This window comes from Dechloromonas sp. CZR5, from assembly GCF_008711155.1.
Classification (GTDB): Bacteria; Pseudomonadota; Gammaproteobacteria; order Burkholderiales; family Rhodocyclaceae; genus Azonexus.
In genome coordinates, this window is sequence record NZ_VUYQ01000002.1 from 142889 (window position 1) to 162300 (window position 19412).

At 61.6% G+C, this 19412-nt stretch carries 21 protein-coding genes and 1 riboswitch; of the genes, 10 read left to right on the forward strand and 11 right to left on the reverse strand.

Annotated elements, in window-relative coordinates; genetic code table 11:
• Positions 1 to 126: 126 nt before the first annotated feature.
• Entirely contained in the window at positions 127 to 2331 is a 2205-nt protein-coding gene (locus F1002_RS05720) for a diguanylate cyclase domain-containing protein (protein ID WP_150428063.1), read from the reverse strand.
• 104 nt (positions 2332 to 2435) lie between these two features.
• Between F1002_RS05720 and dacB the strand changes: the two genes are divergently transcribed.
• From dacB to F1002_RS05735, 3 genes are read left to right on the forward strand one after another with little or no spacing between them, the layout of a single operon-like run.
• Entirely contained in the window at positions 2436 to 3872 is a 1437-nt protein-coding gene (gene dacB / locus F1002_RS05725; RefSeq protein ID WP_150428064.1) for a D-alanyl-D-alanine carboxypeptidase/D-alanyl-D-alanine-endopeptidase, read from the forward strand.
• Positions 3865 to 4587, forward strand: a complete 723-nt coding sequence (locus F1002_RS05730) for a hypothetical protein (RefSeq protein WP_150428065.1) — start codon at positions 3865 to 3867, stop codon at positions 4585 to 4587. Before dacB ends, F1002_RS05730 begins: the two co-directional genes overlap by 8 nt.
• Entirely contained in the window at positions 4584 to 5192 is a 609-nt protein-coding gene (locus F1002_RS05735) for a YitT family protein (RefSeq protein WP_150428066.1), read from the forward strand. The genes F1002_RS05730 and F1002_RS05735 overlap by 4 nt, the downstream gene beginning before the upstream one ends.
• Positions 5193 to 5240: 48 nt before the next feature.
• Here the strand turns inward: F1002_RS05735 and F1002_RS05740 are convergent, their stop codons facing one another.
• The 7 genes from F1002_RS05740 to F1002_RS05770 form a co-directional block, all read right to left on the reverse strand.
• Positions 5241 to 5645, reverse strand: a complete 405-nt coding sequence (locus tag F1002_RS05740; RefSeq protein ID WP_150428067.1) for a hypothetical protein — start codon at positions 5643 to 5645, stop codon at positions 5241 to 5243.
• Positions 5642 to 6145 carry an N-acetyltransferase gene (locus F1002_RS05745; protein ID WP_150428068.1) on the reverse strand — a complete coding sequence of 168 codons (504 nt, stop codon included), beginning with the start codon at positions 6143 to 6145 and terminating at the stop codon, positions 5642 to 5644. Before F1002_RS05745 ends, F1002_RS05740 begins: the two co-directional genes overlap by 4 nt.
• A gap of 59 nt (positions 6146 to 6204) precedes the next feature.
• Positions 6205 to 7575, reverse strand: coding sequence for a peptide-modifying radical SAM enzyme CbpB (cbpB, locus tag F1002_RS05750; RefSeq protein WP_150428069.1), 1371 nt, complete (start codon positions 7573 to 7575; stop codon positions 6205 to 6207).
• Positions 7572 to 7739: a modified peptide precursor CbpA gene (cbpA, locus tag F1002_RS05755; RefSeq protein WP_150428070.1), complete on the reverse strand. Its 168-nt coding sequence runs from the start codon at positions 7737 to 7739 to the stop codon at positions 7572 to 7574. The genes cbpB and cbpA overlap by 4 nt, the downstream gene beginning before the upstream one ends.
• Positions 7740 to 7846: 107 nt before the next feature.
• A riboswitch (cobalamin riboswitch) is annotated at positions 7847 to 7982 on the reverse strand.
• 62 nt (positions 7983 to 8044) lie between these two features.
• A complete protein-coding gene (gene ubiD, locus F1002_RS05760; protein ID WP_150428071.1) occupies positions 8045 to 9520 on the reverse strand; it encodes a 4-hydroxy-3-polyprenylbenzoate decarboxylase in 1476 nt (491 codons plus the stop codon).
• Positions 9517 to 10407 carry a 4-hydroxybenzoate octaprenyltransferase gene (gene ubiA / locus F1002_RS05765; RefSeq protein WP_150428072.1) on the reverse strand — a complete coding sequence of 297 codons (891 nt, stop codon included), beginning with the start codon at positions 10405 to 10407 and terminating at the stop codon, positions 9517 to 9519. The genes ubiD and ubiA overlap by 4 nt, the downstream gene beginning before the upstream one ends.
• Before the next feature lie 37 nt (positions 10408 to 10444).
• Entirely contained in the window at positions 10445 to 11188 is a 744-nt protein-coding gene (locus F1002_RS05770) for a hypothetical protein (RefSeq protein ID WP_223879484.1), read from the reverse strand.
• A 161-nt stretch (positions 11189 to 11349) separates the two neighbouring features.
• Between F1002_RS05770 and F1002_RS05775 the strand changes: the two genes are divergently transcribed.
• From F1002_RS05775 to F1002_RS05790, 4 genes are all read left to right on the forward strand, one after another.
• The gene (locus F1002_RS05775) at positions 11350 to 11904 is read left to right on the forward strand and encodes a glutathione peroxidase (protein WP_150428074.1); all 555 of its coding nucleotides are present in this window, start codon (positions 11350 to 11352) and stop codon (positions 11902 to 11904) included.
• A complete protein-coding gene (locus tag F1002_RS05780; protein WP_150428075.1) occupies positions 11904 to 12950 on the forward strand; it encodes a class I SAM-dependent methyltransferase in 1047 nt (348 codons plus the stop codon). Before F1002_RS05775 ends, F1002_RS05780 begins: the two co-directional genes overlap by 1 nt.
• A 148-nt stretch (positions 12951 to 13098) precedes the next feature.
• A complete protein-coding gene (locus F1002_RS05785; RefSeq protein WP_150428076.1) occupies positions 13099 to 13440 on the forward strand; it encodes a hypothetical protein in 342 nt (113 codons plus the stop codon).
• Positions 13441 to 13823: 383 nt separating this feature from the next.
• Positions 13824 to 14519: a class I SAM-dependent methyltransferase gene (locus F1002_RS05790; RefSeq protein WP_150428077.1), complete on the forward strand. Its 696-nt coding sequence runs from the start codon at positions 13824 to 13826 to the stop codon at positions 14517 to 14519.
• 173 nt (positions 14520 to 14692) lie between these two features.
• Here the strand turns inward: F1002_RS05790 and F1002_RS05795 are convergent, their stop codons facing one another.
• Positions 14693 to 15148, reverse strand: a complete 456-nt coding sequence (locus tag F1002_RS05795) for a PTS sugar transporter subunit IIA (RefSeq protein WP_150428078.1) — start codon at positions 15146 to 15148, stop codon at positions 14693 to 14695.
• A 184-nt stretch (positions 15149 to 15332) separates the two neighbouring features.
• On the opposite strand from F1002_RS05795, the gene F1002_RS05800 reads away from it, so the two are divergent.
• The 3 genes from F1002_RS05800 (at position 15333) to F1002_RS05810 (ending at position 17854) form a co-directional block, all read left to right on the forward strand.
• Entirely contained in the window at positions 15333 to 15602 is a 270-nt protein-coding gene (locus F1002_RS05800) for a hypothetical protein (protein WP_191090318.1), read from the forward strand.
• A gap of 189 nt (positions 15603 to 15791) precedes the next feature.
• Entirely contained in the window at positions 15792 to 16427 is a 636-nt protein-coding gene (locus tag F1002_RS05805; RefSeq protein ID WP_150428080.1) for a GNAT family N-acetyltransferase, read from the forward strand.
• A complete protein-coding gene (locus F1002_RS05810) occupies positions 16424 to 17854 on the forward strand; it encodes a glutamine synthetase family protein (protein WP_223879485.1) in 1431 nt (476 codons plus the stop codon). The genes F1002_RS05805 and F1002_RS05810 overlap by 4 nt, the downstream gene beginning before the upstream one ends.
• A gap of 239 nt (positions 17855 to 18093) precedes the next feature.
• Here F1002_RS05810 and F1002_RS05815 read toward each other — a convergent pair whose 3' ends face one another.
• Positions 18094 to 18285: a hypothetical protein gene (locus F1002_RS05815; protein ID WP_150428081.1), complete on the reverse strand. Its 192-nt coding sequence runs from the start codon at positions 18283 to 18285 to the stop codon at positions 18094 to 18096.
• A 456-nt stretch (positions 18286 to 18741) separates the two neighbouring features.
• Positions 18742 to 19383, reverse strand: a complete 642-nt coding sequence (locus F1002_RS05820) for an SDR family oxidoreductase (RefSeq protein ID WP_150428082.1) — start codon at positions 19381 to 19383, stop codon at positions 18742 to 18744.
• Positions 19384 to 19412 lie beyond the last annotated feature (29 nt).

The window sequence follows — 19412 nt, forward strand, 5'->3', positions numbered from 1 at the left end:
CGCAATGTCTCAAGCACTCTTTTTGCCGCTTTGATGAAAATCAACCCGGCCTAAAAGGCCGAAACCATGCGGCTTTCAGGGATTATCGAACTTGACAAGCGTCAAGCACGCCGCGCCACGGCGACTTTATTCCAGCGGCGGAGGGTTCGCCGTAGCGGAGGATTCAGCCAGCCGATAGCCATTACGACCGGCATCCTTGGCTGCATAGAGGGCGGCATCGGCGCTGGCCCGGATGCTCTCCAGGTCGCTCCCGTGTTCCGGATAAATCGCCGCACCGACACTGGCCGACACCCGGGCGTCTCCGCCGGAGACGCTGAATGGTTCAAGCAGGACGGCAACGATCCGTCGCGCGACCTCCTCTACCTCATCCCGTCCACGCAGTTGCGGCAGGATGACGGCAAATTCGTCGCCCCCCAGGCGAGCCACGGTGTCCGAATCGCGAACGACTTGCCTCATTCGACGCGCGGCTTCAATCAGGAGTTCGTCTCCGGCAGCGTGCCCCATGTTGTCGTTGACCGCCTTGAAGTGGTCAAGGTCGATATAGAGCAAGGCGAACTCGTTGCCGTAGCGTCGCGCTTGCATCAGTGCCATCTGCAAGCGGTCATAGAACACGGTACGGTTGGGCAGATCGGTCAATGGATCGCTCTGCGCCCGGTGACGAAGCAGTTCCTCGACTTCCTTGCGCTGCGTGATGTCGATGAACGTCGCCACATGGCGCCCGCCGCTTTCGACACCTTCCTCGGAGATGGCGGAAATGGACAGCCAGACGACGTAAACCGTGCCGTCCGGGCGGCGATTCCAGACCTCCCCCTCCCAGCGGCCTTTGCTGCCGAGTTGTTGCCACAATGCCTGGAAGAAATCGGGATCATGACGGCCCGAACCCAGGCAGCGCGGGTCCTTGCCCAGCACCTCGCCGGGGCGGTAGCCGGTAATCGCGGTAAAGGCGGGATTGACCTGCATGATGTGATTTTCCGCGTCGGTCACCACGATCCCTTCGGAAGCGCTTTCCATCACCGCCGCCGATATCTGGAGCGCCCTTTCATCGGCCAGACGCTCGGTCACATCCTTGATGCCGAGGACCCACTGCCCTTCCTGGGTCGCCCTGTCGATACGGGCGACATGAACATCGCCAACCCGCAGACGGCTGCCGTCCGGTCGCGCAAAACGTACCCGCAACGTGACCGGGACAGCCCCTCCTTGCAGACGCCGCGCCAGATTGTCCTCGACCATCGAACGCTCCGACGCCACGACAAAGCTCAGCAAAGGCTCGCCAAGAATCCTGGACAACTCCATGCCGAGCAGCACCGCCGTCTGCTCATTGGCATAGGCAATTTTGAAATCCGGTGCCTCGATGATCACAATGGCGTCCTGGCTGCTCTCCAGCACCGAGCGATAGCGCGCCTCGCTCTCCGAAATGAGCACTTCCTTGTGCTTGCGTTCGGCAACCTCTCCCAGCAATTGCGAATTGAGCGCCGACAGATCCGCCGTGCGCGCCTCGATCAGTCGCTCCTGGCCGGCAGAAACTTCCTGCAAGCGCATGAAGTTCTGGCGTGAAACCCAAATGGCGAAATGGATCATCAAGGCAAGGCACAAGGCGCCGGTGCCGAAAAACGCCGTGGCGCGGAAACGCTGCGCTTCGCGAATGGCCATTATTTTTCCAGCCGGCATGGTGACACTGATCCCGCCGCGAATGTCACCAAGCTTGTACCCTTGCTCGGCATGACAACCCAGGCAGGCCTGCTTGATCAGCAACGGCGCCATGTAGCGGTGCTGCGGGCCGCGCTCTGCGAAAACCAGGTCGAGAATTTCCGTCCGGCCCTGTTCGAAACCCTGCAATGCCTCTCTTTCCCAGTCATCGGCCACGTTGGCCGGGCGAATCGGCTTGAGGCTGGTGAGATGGAAGCGCACGCCGTCCGCCTGCTCGGCGATCTCGGCGATCTGCCGGGTCATGAAGGCCGGGTTGATCATGGTCAATCGCGTGCCATCGAGCGTTTGCAGGTCGCGCCGGGGATGCGTCAGGTACGGGTTGGGCTGTGTCGTTTCGGTGACCGGCACGTATACGCCTCCATGCCGGGCATTCCAGTCCCGGGTCAGTTCAACCAGACGAAACAGGACGGCACCGCGCTCGCGAGCGAGTGTATTCATCTGTTCGTCGATCCCCCTGAATTCGATGAACAGCAGGCTGCCGGCCAACAGGGCGACCAGAGCATAGGCCGTAGCGACCCAACCCCGATAGCCGAGATGAACCCGCGAACCGAATCGAGCCTCGTCAAGAGGCGCCTGGAAATGACCCATGAAGGAGGGCTGCACCCCGAAACAAATTAGCAACATTTACAATATCATCAAATTCAGGAACGCAACAGTCCTATTCCCGGCAGCCCGCGCGGGCTATCCGATGGTACGCTTGCCCTCCCGTCGCCTCCCCGTTTCCTTCGATGTTTGCCAAGCTCTACCTTGCGTTCGCACTGATCGGTCTTGCACTCCCCGCCGGCGCCAGCGGCCTGCCGCCCGGCGTGCTGAAATCGCTGAAAGCGGCCCAGATTCCTGCCGCACACGTTGCCGTCGTGGTCCAGCCAGTCGATGGCCCGACGCCCCTGGTCGCCCACAACGCCAGCCAGCCCATGAATCCGGCCTCGGTCATGAAGCTGCTCACCACCTATGCGGCGCTCGATCTGCTGGGCCCGGCCTATACTTGGAAGACCACGGTCTGGACGGAGTTCGCCCCGCAGGACGGCGTGCTCGACGGCAATGTCTACATCCGCGGCAGCGGCGACCCGCGCTTCGCCATCGAACATCTGTGGAGCCTGTTGCGCCAGATGCGCGTGCGCGGCATTCAGCAGATCGCCGGCGACGTCGTGCTCGACCGCAGCGCCTTCAACGTACCGTCCATCGACCCCGGCGCCTTCGACGACAAGCCGATGCGCCCGTACAACGTCGGCCCCGATGGCCTGCTGCTCAACTTCCGGGCCCTGCGCTTCACGCTCCTGCCCGACAACGGCAAACCGCGCGTGCTGATGGAAACGCCCAGCGAAGGACTGCGCGTCGACAACCAGTTGCGCGCCGGCAACGGCGAATGCGGCAGCAACTGGAAAGACCTGATCAGCGTGCGCCTGATTCCCGAAAACAACGGAAACCGCCTGGAATTCACCGGCAGCTACGCCGCGCTGTGCGGGGAAAAATCGCTCAACCTCTCGCCGCTGCCGGCTGACGCCCAGGCCGGCGGCCTGATCCGCGCCCTGTGGAAGGAACTGGGCGGCAGCATCCACGGGCAGGTGCGGGCCGGTACGGTGCCGATCGGCGCAAAACTCCTCACCCAGCATGAATCGGCACCGCTGGCCGATGCCGTGCGCGACATCAACAAGTACAGCAACAACGTCATGGCCCGCCAGGTTTTCCTGAGCCTGAGCAACGATGGCCCGGCCACCGCCGAACGTTCGAAACAGCGGATCGCCGACTGGCTGGCCGGACGCAACCTGCGCTTTGGCGAACTGGTTCTCGACAACGGCTCGGGGCTATCGCGCATCGAGCGCATCAGTGCCGACAGCATGAATCGCCTGCTGCTGGATGCCTGGAAAAACCCCGTCATGCCCGAATTCATCGCCAGCATGCCGATCGTCGGCATCGACGGCACCATGAAGAAGCGGCTGAAGGACGCGACGGCAACCGGCCGGGCGCACATCAAGACCGGCACCCTGGACGGCGTCAAGACGGCTGCCGGCTATGCCCTGGACGCCCAGGGACGACGTTATGCGGTGATTTTTTTCATCAACCACCCCAAGGCCCAGGCAGGCGCTGCGGCAATCGACGCGCTGATCGACTGGGTGGCCCAGCGGCGCCTCGGCGAAAAGGCGCCACTGCTGGAAAATGAGTAAGGAAGCGGCCTTCCCGGGCGGCTTCCTCGACGAGGCGGGACTCAACCGGCAACACGTATTCGATCTCGACAGCCTCCCTGCGGCGGTGCTCGCCGCACTCGACGTCCAGGCCGGCGAACGGCAGCTGATCCTGATCGGCCATGGCGGCCGGCGACTGTGGGAACGCCTCCAGGCAAACGGCATGGCCGGCAGCGACCCGATCGACGACTACAGCACCCGGACTATCCGGCAATGGTTTGCCCGCGAACTGCCGGACCACCGCTTTCGCATCCCGTTTCCCGGCGCGCGCCCGATCGGCCTGCAGGCGCTGGGCGCGCTGGCCGGCTGGCATCAGCCCTCGCCGCTGATGATCGGGGTCGATGCCGAGTGGGGCAGTTGGTATGCCTACCGCGCCGTCGTCATCGCCGATACCGATTTTGCCCCGTCACCCCGCCACGTCGGATACAGCCCGTGCGCGACCTGCCGTCCCGCCCCCTGCATCAGCACCTGCCCGGCCCACGCGCTGGCGGGCGGACAATTCGATCTTGCCGCCTGCAGCCACCACCGCCTGATTCCGGATTCACCCTGTGCCATGGGCTGCCTCGCCCGGCAGGCCTGCCCGGCGGGCAGCGAACACCGCTATGACGACGCCCAGATCCGGCACAGCTATGGGCGCTCGCTGGCCGTCATCCGGCAGTACTACGCTACCGAACCCCGGACTCCCGAACGGCAATGACCCACACCAAACGGCTCAACCACAATTTCTTCGAAGATGCACAAGCCATTCTGGTTGCACCATTGATCTTCGCCTTCGCCGTCATGCTTTTTCGCGAGGCCGGCCTGCTGACCGGCGGCACGGTCGGCATCGCATTTCTGGCCCACTACCTGAGCGGCTGGTCTATCGGCTCGCTGCTCATCGCCATCAACCTGCCTTTCTACGGTCTTGCCCTGCGCGCCATGGGCAAGGCTTTCACGATCAAGACCTTTCTCGCGGTCGGTCTGTTGGCGCTCTATACCGAGCTGTTACCCGGCCTGATTCAGGTGCAGGGCCTCAACCGCCTGTTCGCGGCCGTCATGGGCGGTTTTCTGGCCGGCATCAGCCTGCTCATGCTGATCCGCCACAAGGCCAGCCTGGGCGGCCTCGGCATTCTGGTGATCCATCTGCAGAACACCCGCGGCTGGCGCGCCGGCAAGCTGCAAATGGCCGCCGACTGCATCATCCTGCTTGCCGCCATCTTCATTCGCGACCCGCTCAGCGTCGGGCTGTCGATTGTCGGCGCGCTGGCCCTGAATCTGGTCATTGCCGTCAATCACAAGGCCGGCCGCTACATGGGCACCTGAGCCCCCGGCGGTGCGCCGTCGCGCATCGCCAGGCCGGCGAAACCCCGGTCAAGCGACCGGCCTGACGCCCGTCAGCGCCAGCCAGCCGCGCAGGACGCGGTATCCGACCCACAGGCCGAGCAGGACGATCAGGATCCAGGCGATGGGTATGCCGATGATGGTGACGATCAGCAAGCCATACACCGCCAACCAGAGCAGGGTGAACCAGAAAGTACGGATCTGCCAGACAAAATGGCTTTCCAGCCAGCTTCCGGCCACATCGCCACGCTTCAGGTAATTGAGGAAGACGGCGACCAACGACGGCAGACCGAAGACAAAACCGCCGGCCACGGTGGCCGACGAGGTGACGCCGATGACCACGGCCACGGCATGCAAGCCGTAGATGACGTGCGTCAGTTGCACCAGCGACGGGCGAACGCCTTGCAGGTCGGGCGACGGGACAGGTTCGTTCATGCCGTTTCCTCCGGAAGATATTTCTGCATGAGCAGCGCATGGCCGGCTGCCGGATCGAGTACATAGGGCGCGAAACCGGCCTGCCGATAGGAAGCCATCGCCCGCGTGTTGCTGGAAAGGACTTCCAGCGTCAGTTTGCAACAGCCGAGTTCCCGGGCGCGTACTTCGGCCCAGGCCAGCAGCGCCTGGCCGATGCCGCAGCCGCGATGGGCGGCCAGCACGATCAGGTCGTGAACATTGAGCAGGGGCTTGGCCGCGAAGGTGGAAAAACCGGCGAAACAGTCGATCAGGCCAACCGCCTGGCCGTCGAGCCAGGCCAGCGCGCCATGATAGCCCGGCACCTCTTTCAAGGTGCCGACCAGATGAACCTTGGCATAGTCCGACAAGCCATCGCCGCCACCCATCGGATCACGGGCGTAGTGCTCAAGCAGATCCAGAAAGGCCCCGGCTTGAAGCGGATCGTTCAGATCGACGGCGGTGACGACAAGACGGGATTGCATGCGGGCGATACCTGTGAGCGGCGGGAAGGCACCATATTAAAGCGCCCTCCCGGCACAACTCAACCCATCGCAAAAACGCTTTCTGTTCCCTCGTCCCAGCCGTCCCACAGGTAGTCGTCCGCCTTGCCGTCGGCGATCAGGCGCAGGGCGTAGTTGACCTGCTCCTTGTAAAAATCGCAGAAGGCGCCTACCCGCTCCATGCCGCCGTTCATCTCGAAAGCCTCGGCCGGGCACGGCGAGCCGCAGAAGTGGCGGATCGCGCAATCGCCGCAGGGGCTGAACTTGTCCACGTCGCGCGTCGTCACCGTCCGGAAGGCCGGCGAAGCGAGTGCCGCCTCGACACCATCGAGCAGCAGGTTGCCGCCGTTGAAGCGCGGCAGCCCGATGAATTCGCTGCACGGGTAGAGGCTGCCGTCGGCAGCCAGCGCGAAGAAGGCGCGGCCGCCGCCGCAGGGCGAGATATCGCACATCAGCCGGCGCGCCGTCGGGGCGAGAATACCGATCAGGACATTGGCGAAATTGGCCACCATCAGCTTGCGGCCGGTTTCCCGGTAAAGCGCGTGGGTCCTATCGAGAGCGGCAAGGAAGGCCGTTGCCATGTCGCCGTCGGCCGGCTTGACGCCGCGCGCCCCGGGCAAGGTGCAGCGCACGGTGTTGAGCATGCAGGTCGGCACCTCGTGCGCGTGGAACAGGTCGACCATGTTCGTCAGGTAAGGCAGGTTCTCCGTCGTGCACGTCGTGATGACGCTCCACGAGCCGTAGCCGCGCAGCTTCTCCATGGCCCTCAGCACCTTGTCGTGCACGCTCCTGCCGCCCCAGGTCCGCCGGGTGGCGTCGGTGATGCCCGCCACCGGGCCGTCGAGCGACAAGCCGATGCTGACGTTTCGCGAGGTCAGGAAATCGAGCGCCGCGTCGTCGAGCAGCGTGCCGTTGGTCTGCACGCCAAACACGAACTCGTCGCCAAAGTCCTCGATTGCCGCGAAAACGGCGGCCTGGTTCATCAGCGGCTCGGCACCGTGGAAGATGGCGCGCGGTTTGCGTCCTTCGGGCATCACCGAGCGGAAGTAATCGCGCAGCTTGCCCAGCGAAGTCAGCAACGTACCGGCCGGCATGTGCTTGCCACCGCTGCGCTGGGTATCGGGCAGGTAGCAGTAGGTACAGTCGAGATTGCAGCGTTCGGTCGGGTTCAAATAGACGCCGGAAGGCTTCAGGCCGAAGCGCAGGGTGTGCAGCTCCTGGCGCAACCCGTCGGCCTTGTCGCGATAAGCGTCAAGCGTCGCCGGGTCAAGCCCTTCGCCAAGCTTGCGCTTGTCGACCAGCGCCCAGAAGGCGGCATCCGGGTCGGTCAGCGCTGCATAGGTGTCGTGGCCGATGTCCACCGGCAGGAAATGCGGGGCGTGCTGCGCCCCCAGGGGCAGCGCCGCGGTCATTTGGCCGCTTTCCGGTCCATCAGCACATAGTGCGAGAGGCCGATACCGTCCGGGTTGCAGCGCTTGCGGATGGCGATGGTCGGGGCGGCGGTTTGTACGGGCCGGGCTGCGCCGCCTGGGGCGCCAACGGCGCTGGATGCGACTTGAGAAACGATCTGGGACATTGTCCACTCCTCGGGAAGACAAAAACAAAAAGGGCCCCGGCTGAGTGCACGCTGCTTGCATGCCATCAGCCGGAGCCCTTGCCTTGGCTCCAGTCAGGAATCGAATCGTCTTCTGGCTTCCGGATCAGCCGAAGCGCTGCGCCTTCCCCGCGAGGTGAGCCTCGCAAGTGGCCGGTCTGGCGACCGTGCAGTGTTCGTCCCCGGTTACAGCGGCGGGCCCGCCACGGATTCGCACCGTGTTCCGTATGTCGATTCCAACAGGAGGGCGGATTTTCTCAAACCGCCGCGCCGCGGGTCAATTCGTCCTAAAGACCTAGTTCCTGCCACATCGCATCGACCCGCTTCTTGATGCCGTCGTCCATGACGATGGGCCGCCCCCACTCGCGGTTCGTCTCGCCCGGCCACTTGTTGGTCGCATCCAGCCCCATCTTGGAACCGAGGCCGGCCACCGGCGAGGCGAAGTCGAGGTAGTCGATCGGCGTGTTATCGACCAGCGTCGTGTCGCGCGTCGCATCCATGCGCGTCGTCATCGCCCAGACCACCTCCTTCCAGTCACGGATGTCGATGTCGTCATCGACCACGATAATGGTCTTGGTGTACATGAACTGGCGCAGGAAGCTCCAGATACCGAACATGATGCGCTTGGCGTGGCCAGGGTACTGTTTCTTGATCGACACGATGGCCATGCGGTACGAGCAGCCTTCCGGCGGCAGGTAGAAATCGACGATTTCCGGATACTGCTTCTGCAACAGCGGCACGAACACCTCGTTGAGCGCCACGCCCAGCACGGCGGGTTCGTCGGGCGGCTTGCCGGTGTAGGTGCTGTGGTAGATCGGGTTCTTGCGCAGGGTGATGCGCTCGATGGTGAACACAGGAAACTCGGCCTGCTCGTTGTAGTAACCGGTGTGGTCGCCGTAGGGGCCTTCGAGCGCCATTTCGCCGGGATGGATCACCCCTTCGAGGACGATTTCAGCCGAGGCCGGCACCTGCAGCGTCGAGCCAAGGCATTGCGTGAGTTCCGTCTTGCCACCGCGCAGGAGGCCGGCGAACTGGTATTCGGACAGCGAGTCGGGTACCGGCGTCACGGCGCCAAGGATGGTCGCCGGATCGCAACCGAGCACCACCGCCACCGGGAAGGGTTGCCCGGGATTGGCCAACTGGTGGTCGCGAAAATCGAGCGCGCCACCGCGATGCGCCAGCCAGCGCATGATGACCTTGTTTGGCCCCAACACCTGCTGGCGGTAGATGCCAAGGTTCTGGCGGTTCTTGTTCGGGCCGCGCGTGACGACCAGCCCCCAGGTGATCAGCGGCGCGATGTCGCCCGGCCAGCAGTGCTGGATGGGCAGGCGGCTCAAATCGACGTCCTTGCCCTCCCACACTACTTCCTGACACGGCGCATTCGACACCTTCTTCGGTGCCATGTTGAGCACCTGCTTGAGGATGGGCAGCTTGTCCCAAGCATCCTTCAGGCCCTTGGGCGGCTCCGGCTCCTTGAGGTAGGCCAGCAGCTTGCCGACCTCGCGCAGCGCCAGTACCGATTCCTCGCCCATGCCCAGCGCCACGCGCTGCGGCGTGCCGAACAGGTTGGCGAGCACCGGAATGTCGTGCTTACGGCCACCGGTCGTCGGGTTTTCAAACAGCAGGGCCGGGCCGCCGGCGCGCAGCACACGGTCGCCGATCTCGGTCATTTCCAGATGGGTATCGACCGGGTGAGCAATGCGCTTGAGTTCGCCGGTCTTTTCCAGTTGCGACATGAAGTCGCGCAGATCATGGTATTTCATCCGAAACTCCGTCCGGTCAGCAGGAAATCGACCACGATGCCGGCGAAGATCGCAGCCCCCACCCAGTTGTTGTGCAGGAAAGCCTTGAAGCACGGCATGCGCTCGCGCCCCCTGATCCAGGTGTAGTGCACGCCCATGATCCCGGCCGCGACCAGCAGGCCGGCATGGAAAGCCCAGCCGAGATGCAGGGTGACGCCGATCCAGCCGAGCAGGCCCAGCGTTGCGGCGTAGCACCCCATCACCGCCGCGACATCGAAGCGGCCGAAGGTGATGGCCGACGTCTTGATGCCGATCTTCAGGTCGTCGTCGCGGTCGACCATGGCGTACTCGGTGTCGTAGGCCACCGCCCAGAAGACGTTGGCGAGCAGCAACAGCCAGGCCTCGAGCGGCACGCCGCCGGTATGTGCGGCGTAGGCCATCGGGATGCCGAAGCCGAAGGCAATGCCGAGATAAGCCTGGGGAATGGCGAAGAAACGCTTGGTAAAGGGATAGCTGGCGGCAAGAAAAACCGCCGGTACCGACAGGGCGATGACCAGAGGCTTGCCAAGCAGCAGCACGAGCCCGAAGGCGATCAGCGACAAGGCGGCGAACAGGATCAAGGCCTCCTTCGTCGTCACCTTGCCGGCCGTCAGCGGGCGCTCCTTCGTGCGCTCCACGTGCTTGTCGAAATCGCGATCGGCGTAGTCGTTGATGACGCATCCCGCCGAACGCATCAGCACGGTGCCGAGCACGAACACCCAGACCACGACCCAGTCCGGCCGTCCGTGCGAGGACAGCCACAGCGCCCACAACGTGGGCCACAGCAACAGCATGATGCCGATCGGCTTGTCGAGCCGCATTAGACGCTCGTATAGATCGAGCTTTTCCTTCAGCGCGTTCCAGTTCATCGATGGATTCTACCTTGGCAACAGGCGAGCCGCCGGCTCACTGGACCGTCTGGCGCCGTGCCTGCTGCCAGGCCACGACAGCCTGCCCCGAGTGGGCGAGGATGGCCTGGTAGCGCTCCGCCGGCAGCGCATGGCGCAGCGAGGCGAACAGCTGTTGCGTGCCGTCCTGGGCCAGGGGCGAGGCGGGGGCCTGCTCGGACAGCAGGCAGATCTGGATATTGGCCAGCGCATCGGCCACCAGCCGCCAGCCCAGCGCCGGCATTTTCCGGTCGAGCGCCACCATCAGGCTGCCCAGCGTCTGCACAATGGCCTCGACCTGCGTTGCCGACTCGCAAGCCGCCATCGCGTGCCAAAGGGCCATGTGGATGCTGCGCCGCAATTCGACCTTGAAATCGACGCCATCGCCTTCGACCGCATCGATCTGCTCGAAGTATTTCTGGAAACGGCTTTCCTCACGCGCATCGAGACGGGTGCGCAGGCCACCGATCAGCGCCGTCAGCGGGTGAATCGCAGTCAGTCCGAAAGCCTGCGTATAGGCCAGCCCCCACTGGTCGAGACCGCCGACCAGCAGCGCCAGTCGCAAGGCACGGGCATCGTCGCTGCCGCCGGCCCGGCACCAGTTGGCGCATTGCGATGCCACCTCGCCGAGCACCCCGGCGTCTGGCGCCCCGTCGTTGGCAACGGCCTGCCTGAAAACCCCGGCAAAAACATCCTGCGCCATGCGTGCAGCCAGACGCTGGGTATCGGAGTTGGCCAGTGCGGCCAGTTGATCGGCAGGCATTTGAGCGGCAGTCGTCATGTCGAAGGCAGGCGAGTGTAAAAAACCGGCATTTTACCGGGCCACCGGACGGTCTGCTGCCAAAGCCGGCTCGCATCGCAGGTATCATCCACAAAAAAACACCCCGCCAAGGGGACAGATCAACCCATACAGAGACCTCATCCATGAACGCACCGCTATACGCCATCCCGCTCAGGACCTTGAGCGGACAAGCCGCCGACCTCGGCCAATACAAGGGCCAGGTCCTGCTGATCGTCAACGTCGCCTCGAAATGTGGCCTGACGCCTCAATACGCCGGGCTGGAAACGCTGTTCCAGACTTACCGCGGCCGCGGCCTGCAGGTACTCGGCTTTCCGTGCAACGACTTCGCCGGCCAGGAGCCGGGCAGTGCCGACGACATCGCTGCTTTCTGCTCCGCCAACTACGGCGTGACATTTCCGATGTTCGAGAAGATCGCCATCAACAGCGCACCACGCCACCCGCTGTACGACCACCTGATCGCCGCCCGGCCAGAGATCAGCTTCCCAGCCGGCAGCGATTTCGTCGAAAAACTCGGCCAGTACAAGATGCTGCCCGAACAGCCGGACGACGTGCTGTGGAATTTCGAGAAATTCCTCGTCGGCCGCGACGGCACGGTGCTGCAACGTTTCTCCCCCGACACCCAGCCGGACGATGCCGCCCTGCTCGCCGCCCTCGACACCGCCCTCGCCCAAGCCTGATGAACACGCGACACATTCCGCCAGCCCCCACCACCAGGCCCGACGTCTGCCGACCCACCGGCACGGCCGAACTGGCCATGCTCGATGTCTATATGCCGATGATGAAATCGGCCGCCATCCTCTCCGCCGGGAAACTCGGCCTGTTCGAAGCCCTCGCCAACGGCCCGCGCGACATCGCCGGCCTGGCCGATACGCTGCACGCCAGCCAGCGGGGCACCCGCGACCTGGCCGACTTCCTGGTCACCATCGGTTATCTGGAAAGGCACGGCGAACTCGTTGCCAACACCGCCAGTACGCAGCGCTGGTTCACCTCGGCGGGCCGCGTCGACTACACCCCCGGCCTGCGCTGGACCCTCGAAGCCTGGCCGATGATGGGCGACCTGACGGCTGCCGTCCGCCGGGGCGGACCGGAAACGACGCTCTGGCAAGCGATGGAAGACAAGCCGCAACTCGGCGCGACCTTCTCCGCCTACATGGATGCCTTTGCCGGCGACCTCGGCCCCGACCTGCTTGCCCATGTCCCCGTTTTGCCCGAGCAACGCCGACTGCTCGATCTTGGCGGCTCGCACGGCATGCACTCGATCCGCTTCTGCCAACGCCACCCGCAGCTGCATGCCCTGATCGTCGACCTGCCCAGTGCCCTCAGCGAAACCGACGCCACCATCGCCCGTCACGGGCTGTCGGAGCGCATCCACGTCGGCCCCGGCGAACTCTTGGTACACGACTGGCACGGCCAGCACGACGTAGTGTTCTATCTGTCGGTCGCCCACAACCACACGGCCGATGAAAACCGCCTGGCTATCCAGCAGATCCACGACGCGCTCAATCCCGGCGGCCTGCTGGTCATCCACGAATACCTCGCCGACACACCCGGCAACGCCTTCATGGCCGCCTTCCGCCTGACCCTGCTCTACGAAACCGGCACCCAGACCTATCGCCACGAGCACTATCGCGCATGGCTGGAAACCGCCGGTTTCGCAGCGATCGAGCGTATCGACCTGGATCCGCTGGAAAAGGGGTCGCTGATACTGGCCAGGAAAGCCTGACCGTGCGCCCTTTGCCGCATCGTCGAATCCAATCCCGAACCCATGCAAGGCATAACCCGCACCATCACGCAAAAAAGTAAAACCAGGAAATCTCCACCCTAAGCTTGGCTCGTACTTTTATCGTTATGCCTCTGCTACCATTGCTCGGATGCAGCACCTGATCGCCGTTTTCCTGTTGGTTTTTCTGTCATTCCAGCCTACCTGGACGCTGGCAGAGTCCTGCTGCCAGCATGAAACGGGAATGCCCGCTCAACATGTCGAACACCATGAGCACCAGGCGAACGACAATCCTGATCATGCCAGAGCTCCGCTTTCCAGCATCGATGGCGATTGCGCGAACTGTTATGCCGGCGACGTCGAGGCCTTGGTCGGTTTGCTGACAAACCTGAAAATTGCACGGGAGGCTTTTGATCACTCATGGCCTCCCCATTACCTGACATCGCCGCCGAGCGACAAACCCGAACGCCCTGACTGGGCTGCCTCCGCCTAACAGGCGGGGCTGGGCTTTTCCCCTCTCCCATACCACGGCTTGAGCTGAGAGCCGCGCCATACCGCTTGCGGCATGGCGCCCCGCCGATTCCCCGATGTGTTTTTCATCTAGCGAGAATCGGATGTACCACCCAAAACCATTTGTTGCTTCACTGACTCGTAGCCAGCCTGGATTCACGGTGCTTGCCGGCAGCAAGCTCTGCGCCCAGAGACAAAGCACTCCGGTACATGCCGGGATACAACCACGCCAATCTCTCTTGCGGAATGCGCATCGGGGAAACACAGAGGCAGGCCAATGCAACGTCATTCTGGCAGCTTAATTTTCAAATTGCAGGGGAATAACAATTGAATTCCGTGCAATGGATTGATACAAACAAAACAAAAATGAACAACAACGTAAAAGCATATAGGAAGGCAGTGCTTGAAATACTTGGCATCAGGCAGCCATCCAGCATTCTTGACGTCGCATGCGGTAGCGGCTGGCTTCGAAACGAACTGGACTTTAGCTCCAGGCTGGATGGTGTGGATGCTTTTTCTGAACACCCATTCGGGTATGAAAATTTCTACAAGCACGATATCAATGGCGGACTGCCGCAAAATGCCGGCACTTATGACGCAGTCGTTGTTTGCGAAGCAATGGCATACATTCAAAACCCCGGGGATTTGATTAGCTCGGTTAGAAGCCACCTAAATACCGGCGGGGTATTTATTATTACCGACCCCAATCCGTTATATGTTGGAGCACGAATAAATTACCTTTTCCAAGGCTTTCCGAGAAGCCACTCTGATTTCGTCGATAATGAAATATTGAAACCCCATATGCCGTGGATGAATCTTGGGCTATTTCAATATTGGCTCCTGCTCGGACTGAATGGATTCACGAATATCAAATTGCACGATGTCAACGAAACCAAGCCGAAACATCGCTGGGAGCTTATGCTGGGTCCCTTGATAATGGGCTATTACAATAATCGATTAAAAAAATCAAAAACCGAAAACGAACAGTCTCTATGGAGATATGCGGCCTCCAGACAACATATTTATGGAAGACGACTGGTCATATCTGCTGAAGCCGGGTAACTGAGACAGAGAGCGCTGCCGCACTGGCGGCAGCCGACCCTTTGTTGTTTATTGACGATTTGAAAGGAATACATTTAGAACGCGCAGCTCCAACTTGGGTACACAAATGGTTTTTGAAAGAATCGCCACGAGAAATGGTTGATTTGGCAAGAAGATGATGAGCACGCCTGTGGTTATTCCTGCCAGGCGTCAAACTTGGCCTTGAACTGCTGCGGCGTCGCACAGTTGTGGAGTTGCTGCCTGAACCGATCGGAGGAAAACATCTGCATCGCTTCTGCCAGAAGGCCCAGATGTTCCTCGGTCGCCTGTTTGGGAACGAGCAGCACCAGCAGATCGGAAACCGGTTTGCTGTCGGGTGCGTCGAAGGGAATCGGCGTTCCCAACCCGACATAGCTGACGATGATGCGGTCGAGACCCTTGACTCGCGCATGCGGGATGGCGACCCCCTTACCCAGGGCGGTCGAGCCGATCGCTTCGCGCCGTTGCAGCCCGGCTGCGACCAGCCGCTGCGGAAGTCGATGCATGCTTTCAAGCACTTGTCCAATCCGGTCGAGAAACTCGTTCTTGCTCGTTACTTGCAGTTCGAGATGGATGTCCTCGACCCGCAGCAGATTGGCGATCGTGTTCAACTTTTCCTCCTTTCGTCGAATGACTTCGGCATATCTGACTACCAGGGCGTTTTGCGGCGGCGCAGCTTTTGCCAAACTGCCATCGCCGCATAGGGAGCGATAGAAATCGCCGCCGAGGCCAGGAATAGTTCAGGCAAATCGAATCCCATGATCGTTTTCCGGTTCAGCGCCAGGAACGACTGACTTGGGCGGCGTGGCTGACGCCGACCGCAGCGCGCCGATCAACGGATTTATGAAGTTGGGAACGAACCTGATCCACACTCCAGCCCAGGCGCCAGTAGCTGGGCTGGTCGTCATTGCGGGAATATTGCTGCGCGGTGTTCTTGGTCACGAAGATCATCCTGGATTCCTCCTGTCATTCGCAGCCGATGGCTGCATGCAAATACAAGCCAATGCTAGGAATCCGGAAGTAAAAATGCTGTTAAAAAACACGGCGTCGACAATAAAAAAATGAATAAATCGGCGCCGTCCGAGGCGAGAGTCGGAGGCACCCGGATTTACGAATTTTTATCCAATACGCCATCAATCTTTACCGTATTTTTATATTGGCCGGGATTTAATCCGATTGCCGTCTTCTGTGACTGCGCTCCGGGATGCCGGACGATTTCCGGGCGGCACTTGTTCCTTGTTCAAAGGTTGGTGAATGCAAGCCATCACGTTGCGTCCCTTGTCAGCCGAGGATTCGCTCCTCGAATTGACCGCCATGCTGCACAGCGCTTTCTCGCGACTAGGTCGCATGGGAATTTTCTGCAGTTGTGTCGACCAGTCGGTCGCCAGAACCCGGCAACGGGTCGGACTCGGCGAATGTTTCGTTGCCGAATGCGAGGGGCGAGTGGTCGGCACGTTGACGCTGCATCGCCACGAACGAGGTTCGGAGAGCGATGTCTATCGAAGTCGGCGCGTGGCGAGCCTGCATCAGTTCGCGGTCGATCCCGAATACCAGGGGCGCGGCGTCGGCGGCAAATTGCTCGAACTGGCCGAAACATGGGCGGCTCGCCACGGTTATGACGAACTGGCGCTCGATACGCCCACAGCGGCCGCCCATCTGATCGCTTTCTATCGTCACCAGGGATTTCGCCTTGCCGAAATTCTCCGTTTCTCCGGCCGGGATTACGCCAGCGCCGTTCTCGCCAAGAACGTGCTGCGCGCCGCTGCAACCTCCCACGTTTTGCGTTTCAGACGGCCTGCCATGACGCTCTGCGGCGTCAATCCGGATACCTTCGCCGGCCATAGCCATCCCGGCCGCACCGTTCGCGCTCCCTCCCCGAGAATTCGATGAAACGCAACCATCCCTACCATCCCCGCCGGCAACTCCGCCAGGACCGCGAACCTTTCCTGATCGAAAACCGTGAGCAATTCGGATTCGCCGAAATGGAACGCTGGCTCGACGCCAACCGGATCGTCGAGATCGAATGCCTGGTTCCCGACCTGACCGGAGTGGCGCGCGGCAAGATTCTGCCGCGGGAGCGCTTCACCGAGGATCGCGGTATGCGCCTGCCTGAATCCACCGTCGCCATGGGCGTAACGGGAGAATTACCGGCCGATGGCCCTTACTATGAGGCGATCCAATCCACCGACCGGGACATGCATCTGCGTCCCGATCCCAGCACGGTCCGCATCGTCCCTTGGGCCAGCGAACCGACGGCGCAGGTGTTGCACGACTGCTTCGATCCGCACGGTAATCTGGTGCCTTTCGCGCCGCGTTCGGTCTTGCGCCGTGTCTGCCGGTTGTTTGCCGACGAGGGCTGGACGCCCATCGTCGCGCCTGAGGTCGAGTTCTATCTGGTCGCCCGCAATACCGATCCAGACATGCCTTTGCGCCCGCCGGTCGGGCGCAGCGGTCGCGCGGAAAATTCGCGCCAGGCTTATTCGATCGACGCGGTCAATGAATTCGACCCGCTCTTCGAGGAGGTCTACGACTTCTGCGAGCAGATGCAGTTGAACGCCGATACGCTGATCCATGAAATCGGCGCCGGGCAGATGGAAATCAATTTCTGCCATGCCCACCCGCTACAGCTTGCCGATGAGGTTTTTCTCTTCAAGCGTACGGTGCGCGAGGTCGCGCTGCGGCACGACATGTTCGCCACCTTCATGGCCAAGCCGATCGCCGGCGAACCCGGCAGCGCGATGCATGTCCACCAGAGCATCGTCGACAACGGCAGCGGGCGAAATCTCTTCAGCAATCCGGACGGGACGCCAAGCCGGGAATTCTTCTGGTTCATCGGCGGACTGCAGCGCTATATCCCGGCGGCGCTCGCCCTGTTCGCGCCCTACGTCAATTCCTATCGCCGGTTGGAGCGCTTCACCGCCGCGCCGATCAATATCCAGTGGGGTATCGACAACCGTACGGTCGGAATCCGCGTGCCGCTGGCGACGCCGCAAGCGCGCCGCATCGAAAACCGGGTCATCGGCGCCGACGCCAATCCCTATGTCGCCTTGTCGGCGAGTCTGGCGTGTGGCTACCTCGGTATCAAGAAACGCATCGATCCGCGCCCGGAATGCCGGGGTGACGCCTACCTGGGTGAACACGAGCTTCCCCGCAGCCTGGGCGAAGCCCTGGAACAGTTGCGGGCGGAAAGCGATCTGGCTGAGGTGCTGGGCGAGTCGTTCATCACGGTCTATTCGGCGATAAAGGAAATCGAATACGCCGAATATATGAAAGTGATTTCGCCTTGGGAAAGGGAGCATCTCTTGCTACACGTCTGAGTTCGTCACGCTTGTAGCGGTTGGAATAACCGATTACCGAAATGCGATATTTGGTTTGTTAAAGCAATCCTTATCGATCCGACCAAGACCCTGTCCAAGCTGGCCAAGCACTGCGCCGAGAAAAAGCTGGCTGGCGAGAATGGCGTGCGCGACTTCGGAGCCGGACTTCGTCCATGGGCAGGTACGGGCTCGGCGCATGTGCAAAGGAAACGAAGACGCCGGCCAAGCCGGACAGACTGTCAGGCATGGACAAACAACGCTTCCGGGAAATGCTCGGCCAAGGAGTGTGTCTCGCTCGCAGACTCCGACTCAGAAACCAGAACGGCGGCGCATTCCGGACATATGAGACTCAGATGCCCATTAATGTTGGCCTGCTCGAGCTCTGTCATGGACAGCGGGGCGTGGCAGTGCGGGCAGACGATGCGGATCATGGGGGACTCCTTGCTTTTGATTACTGTATTTTTATACAGCAATCGTGATTGCGCAATCACTGCATGCAAATAACATAATTTTCTCACCCTTCACCCAGCCCTTCAATCTCGATGCAGAGGGTGAGTGAAAGCAAGCTAGATAGGAAATCAGAGGATTTCCTTAGTCTGCAGAAAATCTGTGACCGGCTCGCAGCACCTCTCCAATACGCGGACGGTATTCGCGTCCATCACTTCATGCACCAGGCCACGCATGCCCAGTTGTTAGTCAGACGCTTCCTGCGCAAATAGTTGGGCATCGAGCCGCCGAGCCACGCGGCGTGCGGCCAGCGCGGTGTTCCCTGAGCGCGAGAAATACACAACCGCTGCGCGTGAGTTGGGCGAGGTGCTTACCATGCCAGTGCCACTGCGGATAGAATCCAGCGCAAGGTGGTCATGGGTTTTCTCATCCGACGATCATCAAACGAACGCGGGCTTGTCGCCGTCGGTATTGGGCTTGTTCACACCCACATTGGCGCGCACCAGGCGGTCGGGGTGTTCAATCAACGCTACCGCTAGCGCGGCCACACTCTTGCGCGAGACTTCTGTACCCTTAAAGGGTTCATCGCGGCTGGTGATCACGTAATCCACCTCATCCTCGTCCTGCAACCAGGCCGCACGCAGGATGGTGTAATCGATATCGGATGCCTCGATCAGATCCGCGGAGGCTCGGTAAGGCGGCAGGTACTGGCCAATCTCGTTGCGGTTCCACTCGCCGAATTTTCCAGGAACTTCGTCGTATATGCCCAGCGAGTTCACGAAAATCAGACGCTTGACGCCTTTGGATTTCATCGCCGCCAGAATGTGCGCAGTCTGCTTGTCCACATCGCCCGCCAGGTTGGCATAGACCACATCCTGCCCTTCCATGAGCTGGGGTAGCAGCTTCTTGTCCATCACATCGCCGATGGCGATTTTCGCGTTGGCGGGTTCGGTGCTGGTCAGTTTCTTGGGATCACGCACGAGCAAGGTTTGCTCGACATCCTTGCGCCCACCCAGCATCTGAACGGCATGTCGGGCGATCTGGCCGCTGGCGCCCAAGATCAATACTTTGGTTTTGGTCATGATGTAGTTCTTCAAATGGATCGGCCCTG

What these genes read in the sequence shown, in the direction of transcription:
- F1002_RS05720 (WP_150428063.1), bottom strand. Translation starts at nt 2,331, where the DNA reads ATGTTGCTAATTTGTTTCGGGGTGCAGCCCTCCTTCATGGGTCATTTC.
- dacB (WP_150428064.1), top strand. Translation starts at nt 2,436, where the DNA reads ATGTTTGCCAAGCTCTACCTTGCGTTCGCACTGATCGGTCTTGCACTC.
- F1002_RS05730 (WP_150428065.1), top strand. Translation starts at nt 3,865, where the DNA reads ATGAGTAAGGAAGCGGCCTTCCCGGGCGGCTTCCTCGACGAGGCGGGA.
- F1002_RS05735 (WP_150428066.1), top strand. Translation starts at nt 4,584, where the DNA reads ATGACCCACACCAAACGGCTCAACCACAATTTCTTCGAAGATGCACAA.
- F1002_RS05740 (WP_150428067.1), bottom strand. Translation starts at nt 5,645, where the DNA reads ATGAACGAACCTGTCCCGTCGCCCGACCTGCAAGGCGTTCGCCCGTCG.
- F1002_RS05745 (WP_150428068.1), bottom strand. Translation starts at nt 6,145, where the DNA reads ATGCAATCCCGTCTTGTCGTCACCGCCGTCGATCTGAACGATCCGCTT.
- cbpB (WP_150428069.1), bottom strand. Translation starts at nt 7,575, where the DNA reads ATGACCGCGGCGCTGCCCCTGGGGGCGCAGCACGCCCCGCATTTCCTG.
- cbpA (WP_150428070.1), bottom strand. Translation starts at nt 7,739, where the DNA reads ATGTCCCAGATCGTTTCTCAAGTCGCATCCAGCGCCGTTGGCGCCCCA.
- ubiD (WP_150428071.1), bottom strand. Translation starts at nt 9,520, where the DNA reads ATGAAATACCATGATCTGCGCGACTTCATGTCGCAACTGGAAAAGACC.
- ubiA (WP_150428072.1), bottom strand. Translation starts at nt 10,407, where the DNA reads ATGAACTGGAACGCGCTGAAGGAAAAGCTCGATCTATACGAGCGTCTA.
- F1002_RS05770 (WP_223879484.1), bottom strand. Translation starts at nt 11,188, where the DNA reads ATGCCTGCCGATCAACTGGCCGCACTGGCCAACTCCGATACCCAGCGT.
- F1002_RS05775 (WP_150428074.1), top strand. Translation starts at nt 11,350, where the DNA reads ATGAACGCACCGCTATACGCCATCCCGCTCAGGACCTTGAGCGGACAA.
- F1002_RS05780 (WP_150428075.1), top strand. Translation starts at nt 11,904, where the DNA reads ATGAACACGCGACACATTCCGCCAGCCCCCACCACCAGGCCCGACGTC.
- F1002_RS05785 (WP_150428076.1), top strand. Translation starts at nt 13,099, where the DNA reads ATGCAGCACCTGATCGCCGTTTTCCTGTTGGTTTTTCTGTCATTCCAG.
- F1002_RS05790 (WP_150428077.1), top strand. Translation starts at nt 13,824, where the DNA reads ATGAACAACAACGTAAAAGCATATAGGAAGGCAGTGCTTGAAATACTT.
- F1002_RS05805 (WP_150428080.1), top strand. Translation starts at nt 15,792, where the DNA reads ATGCAAGCCATCACGTTGCGTCCCTTGTCAGCCGAGGATTCGCTCCTC.
- F1002_RS05810 (WP_223879485.1), top strand. Translation starts at nt 16,424, where the DNA reads ATGAAACGCAACCATCCCTACCATCCCCGCCGGCAACTCCGCCAGGAC.
- F1002_RS05815 (WP_150428081.1), bottom strand. Translation starts at nt 18,285, where the DNA reads ATGATCCGCATCGTCTGCCCGCACTGCCACGCCCCGCTGTCCATGACA.
- F1002_RS05820 (WP_150428082.1), bottom strand. Translation starts at nt 19,383, where the DNA reads ATGACCAAAACCAAAGTATTGATCTTGGGCGCCAGCGGCCAGATCGCC.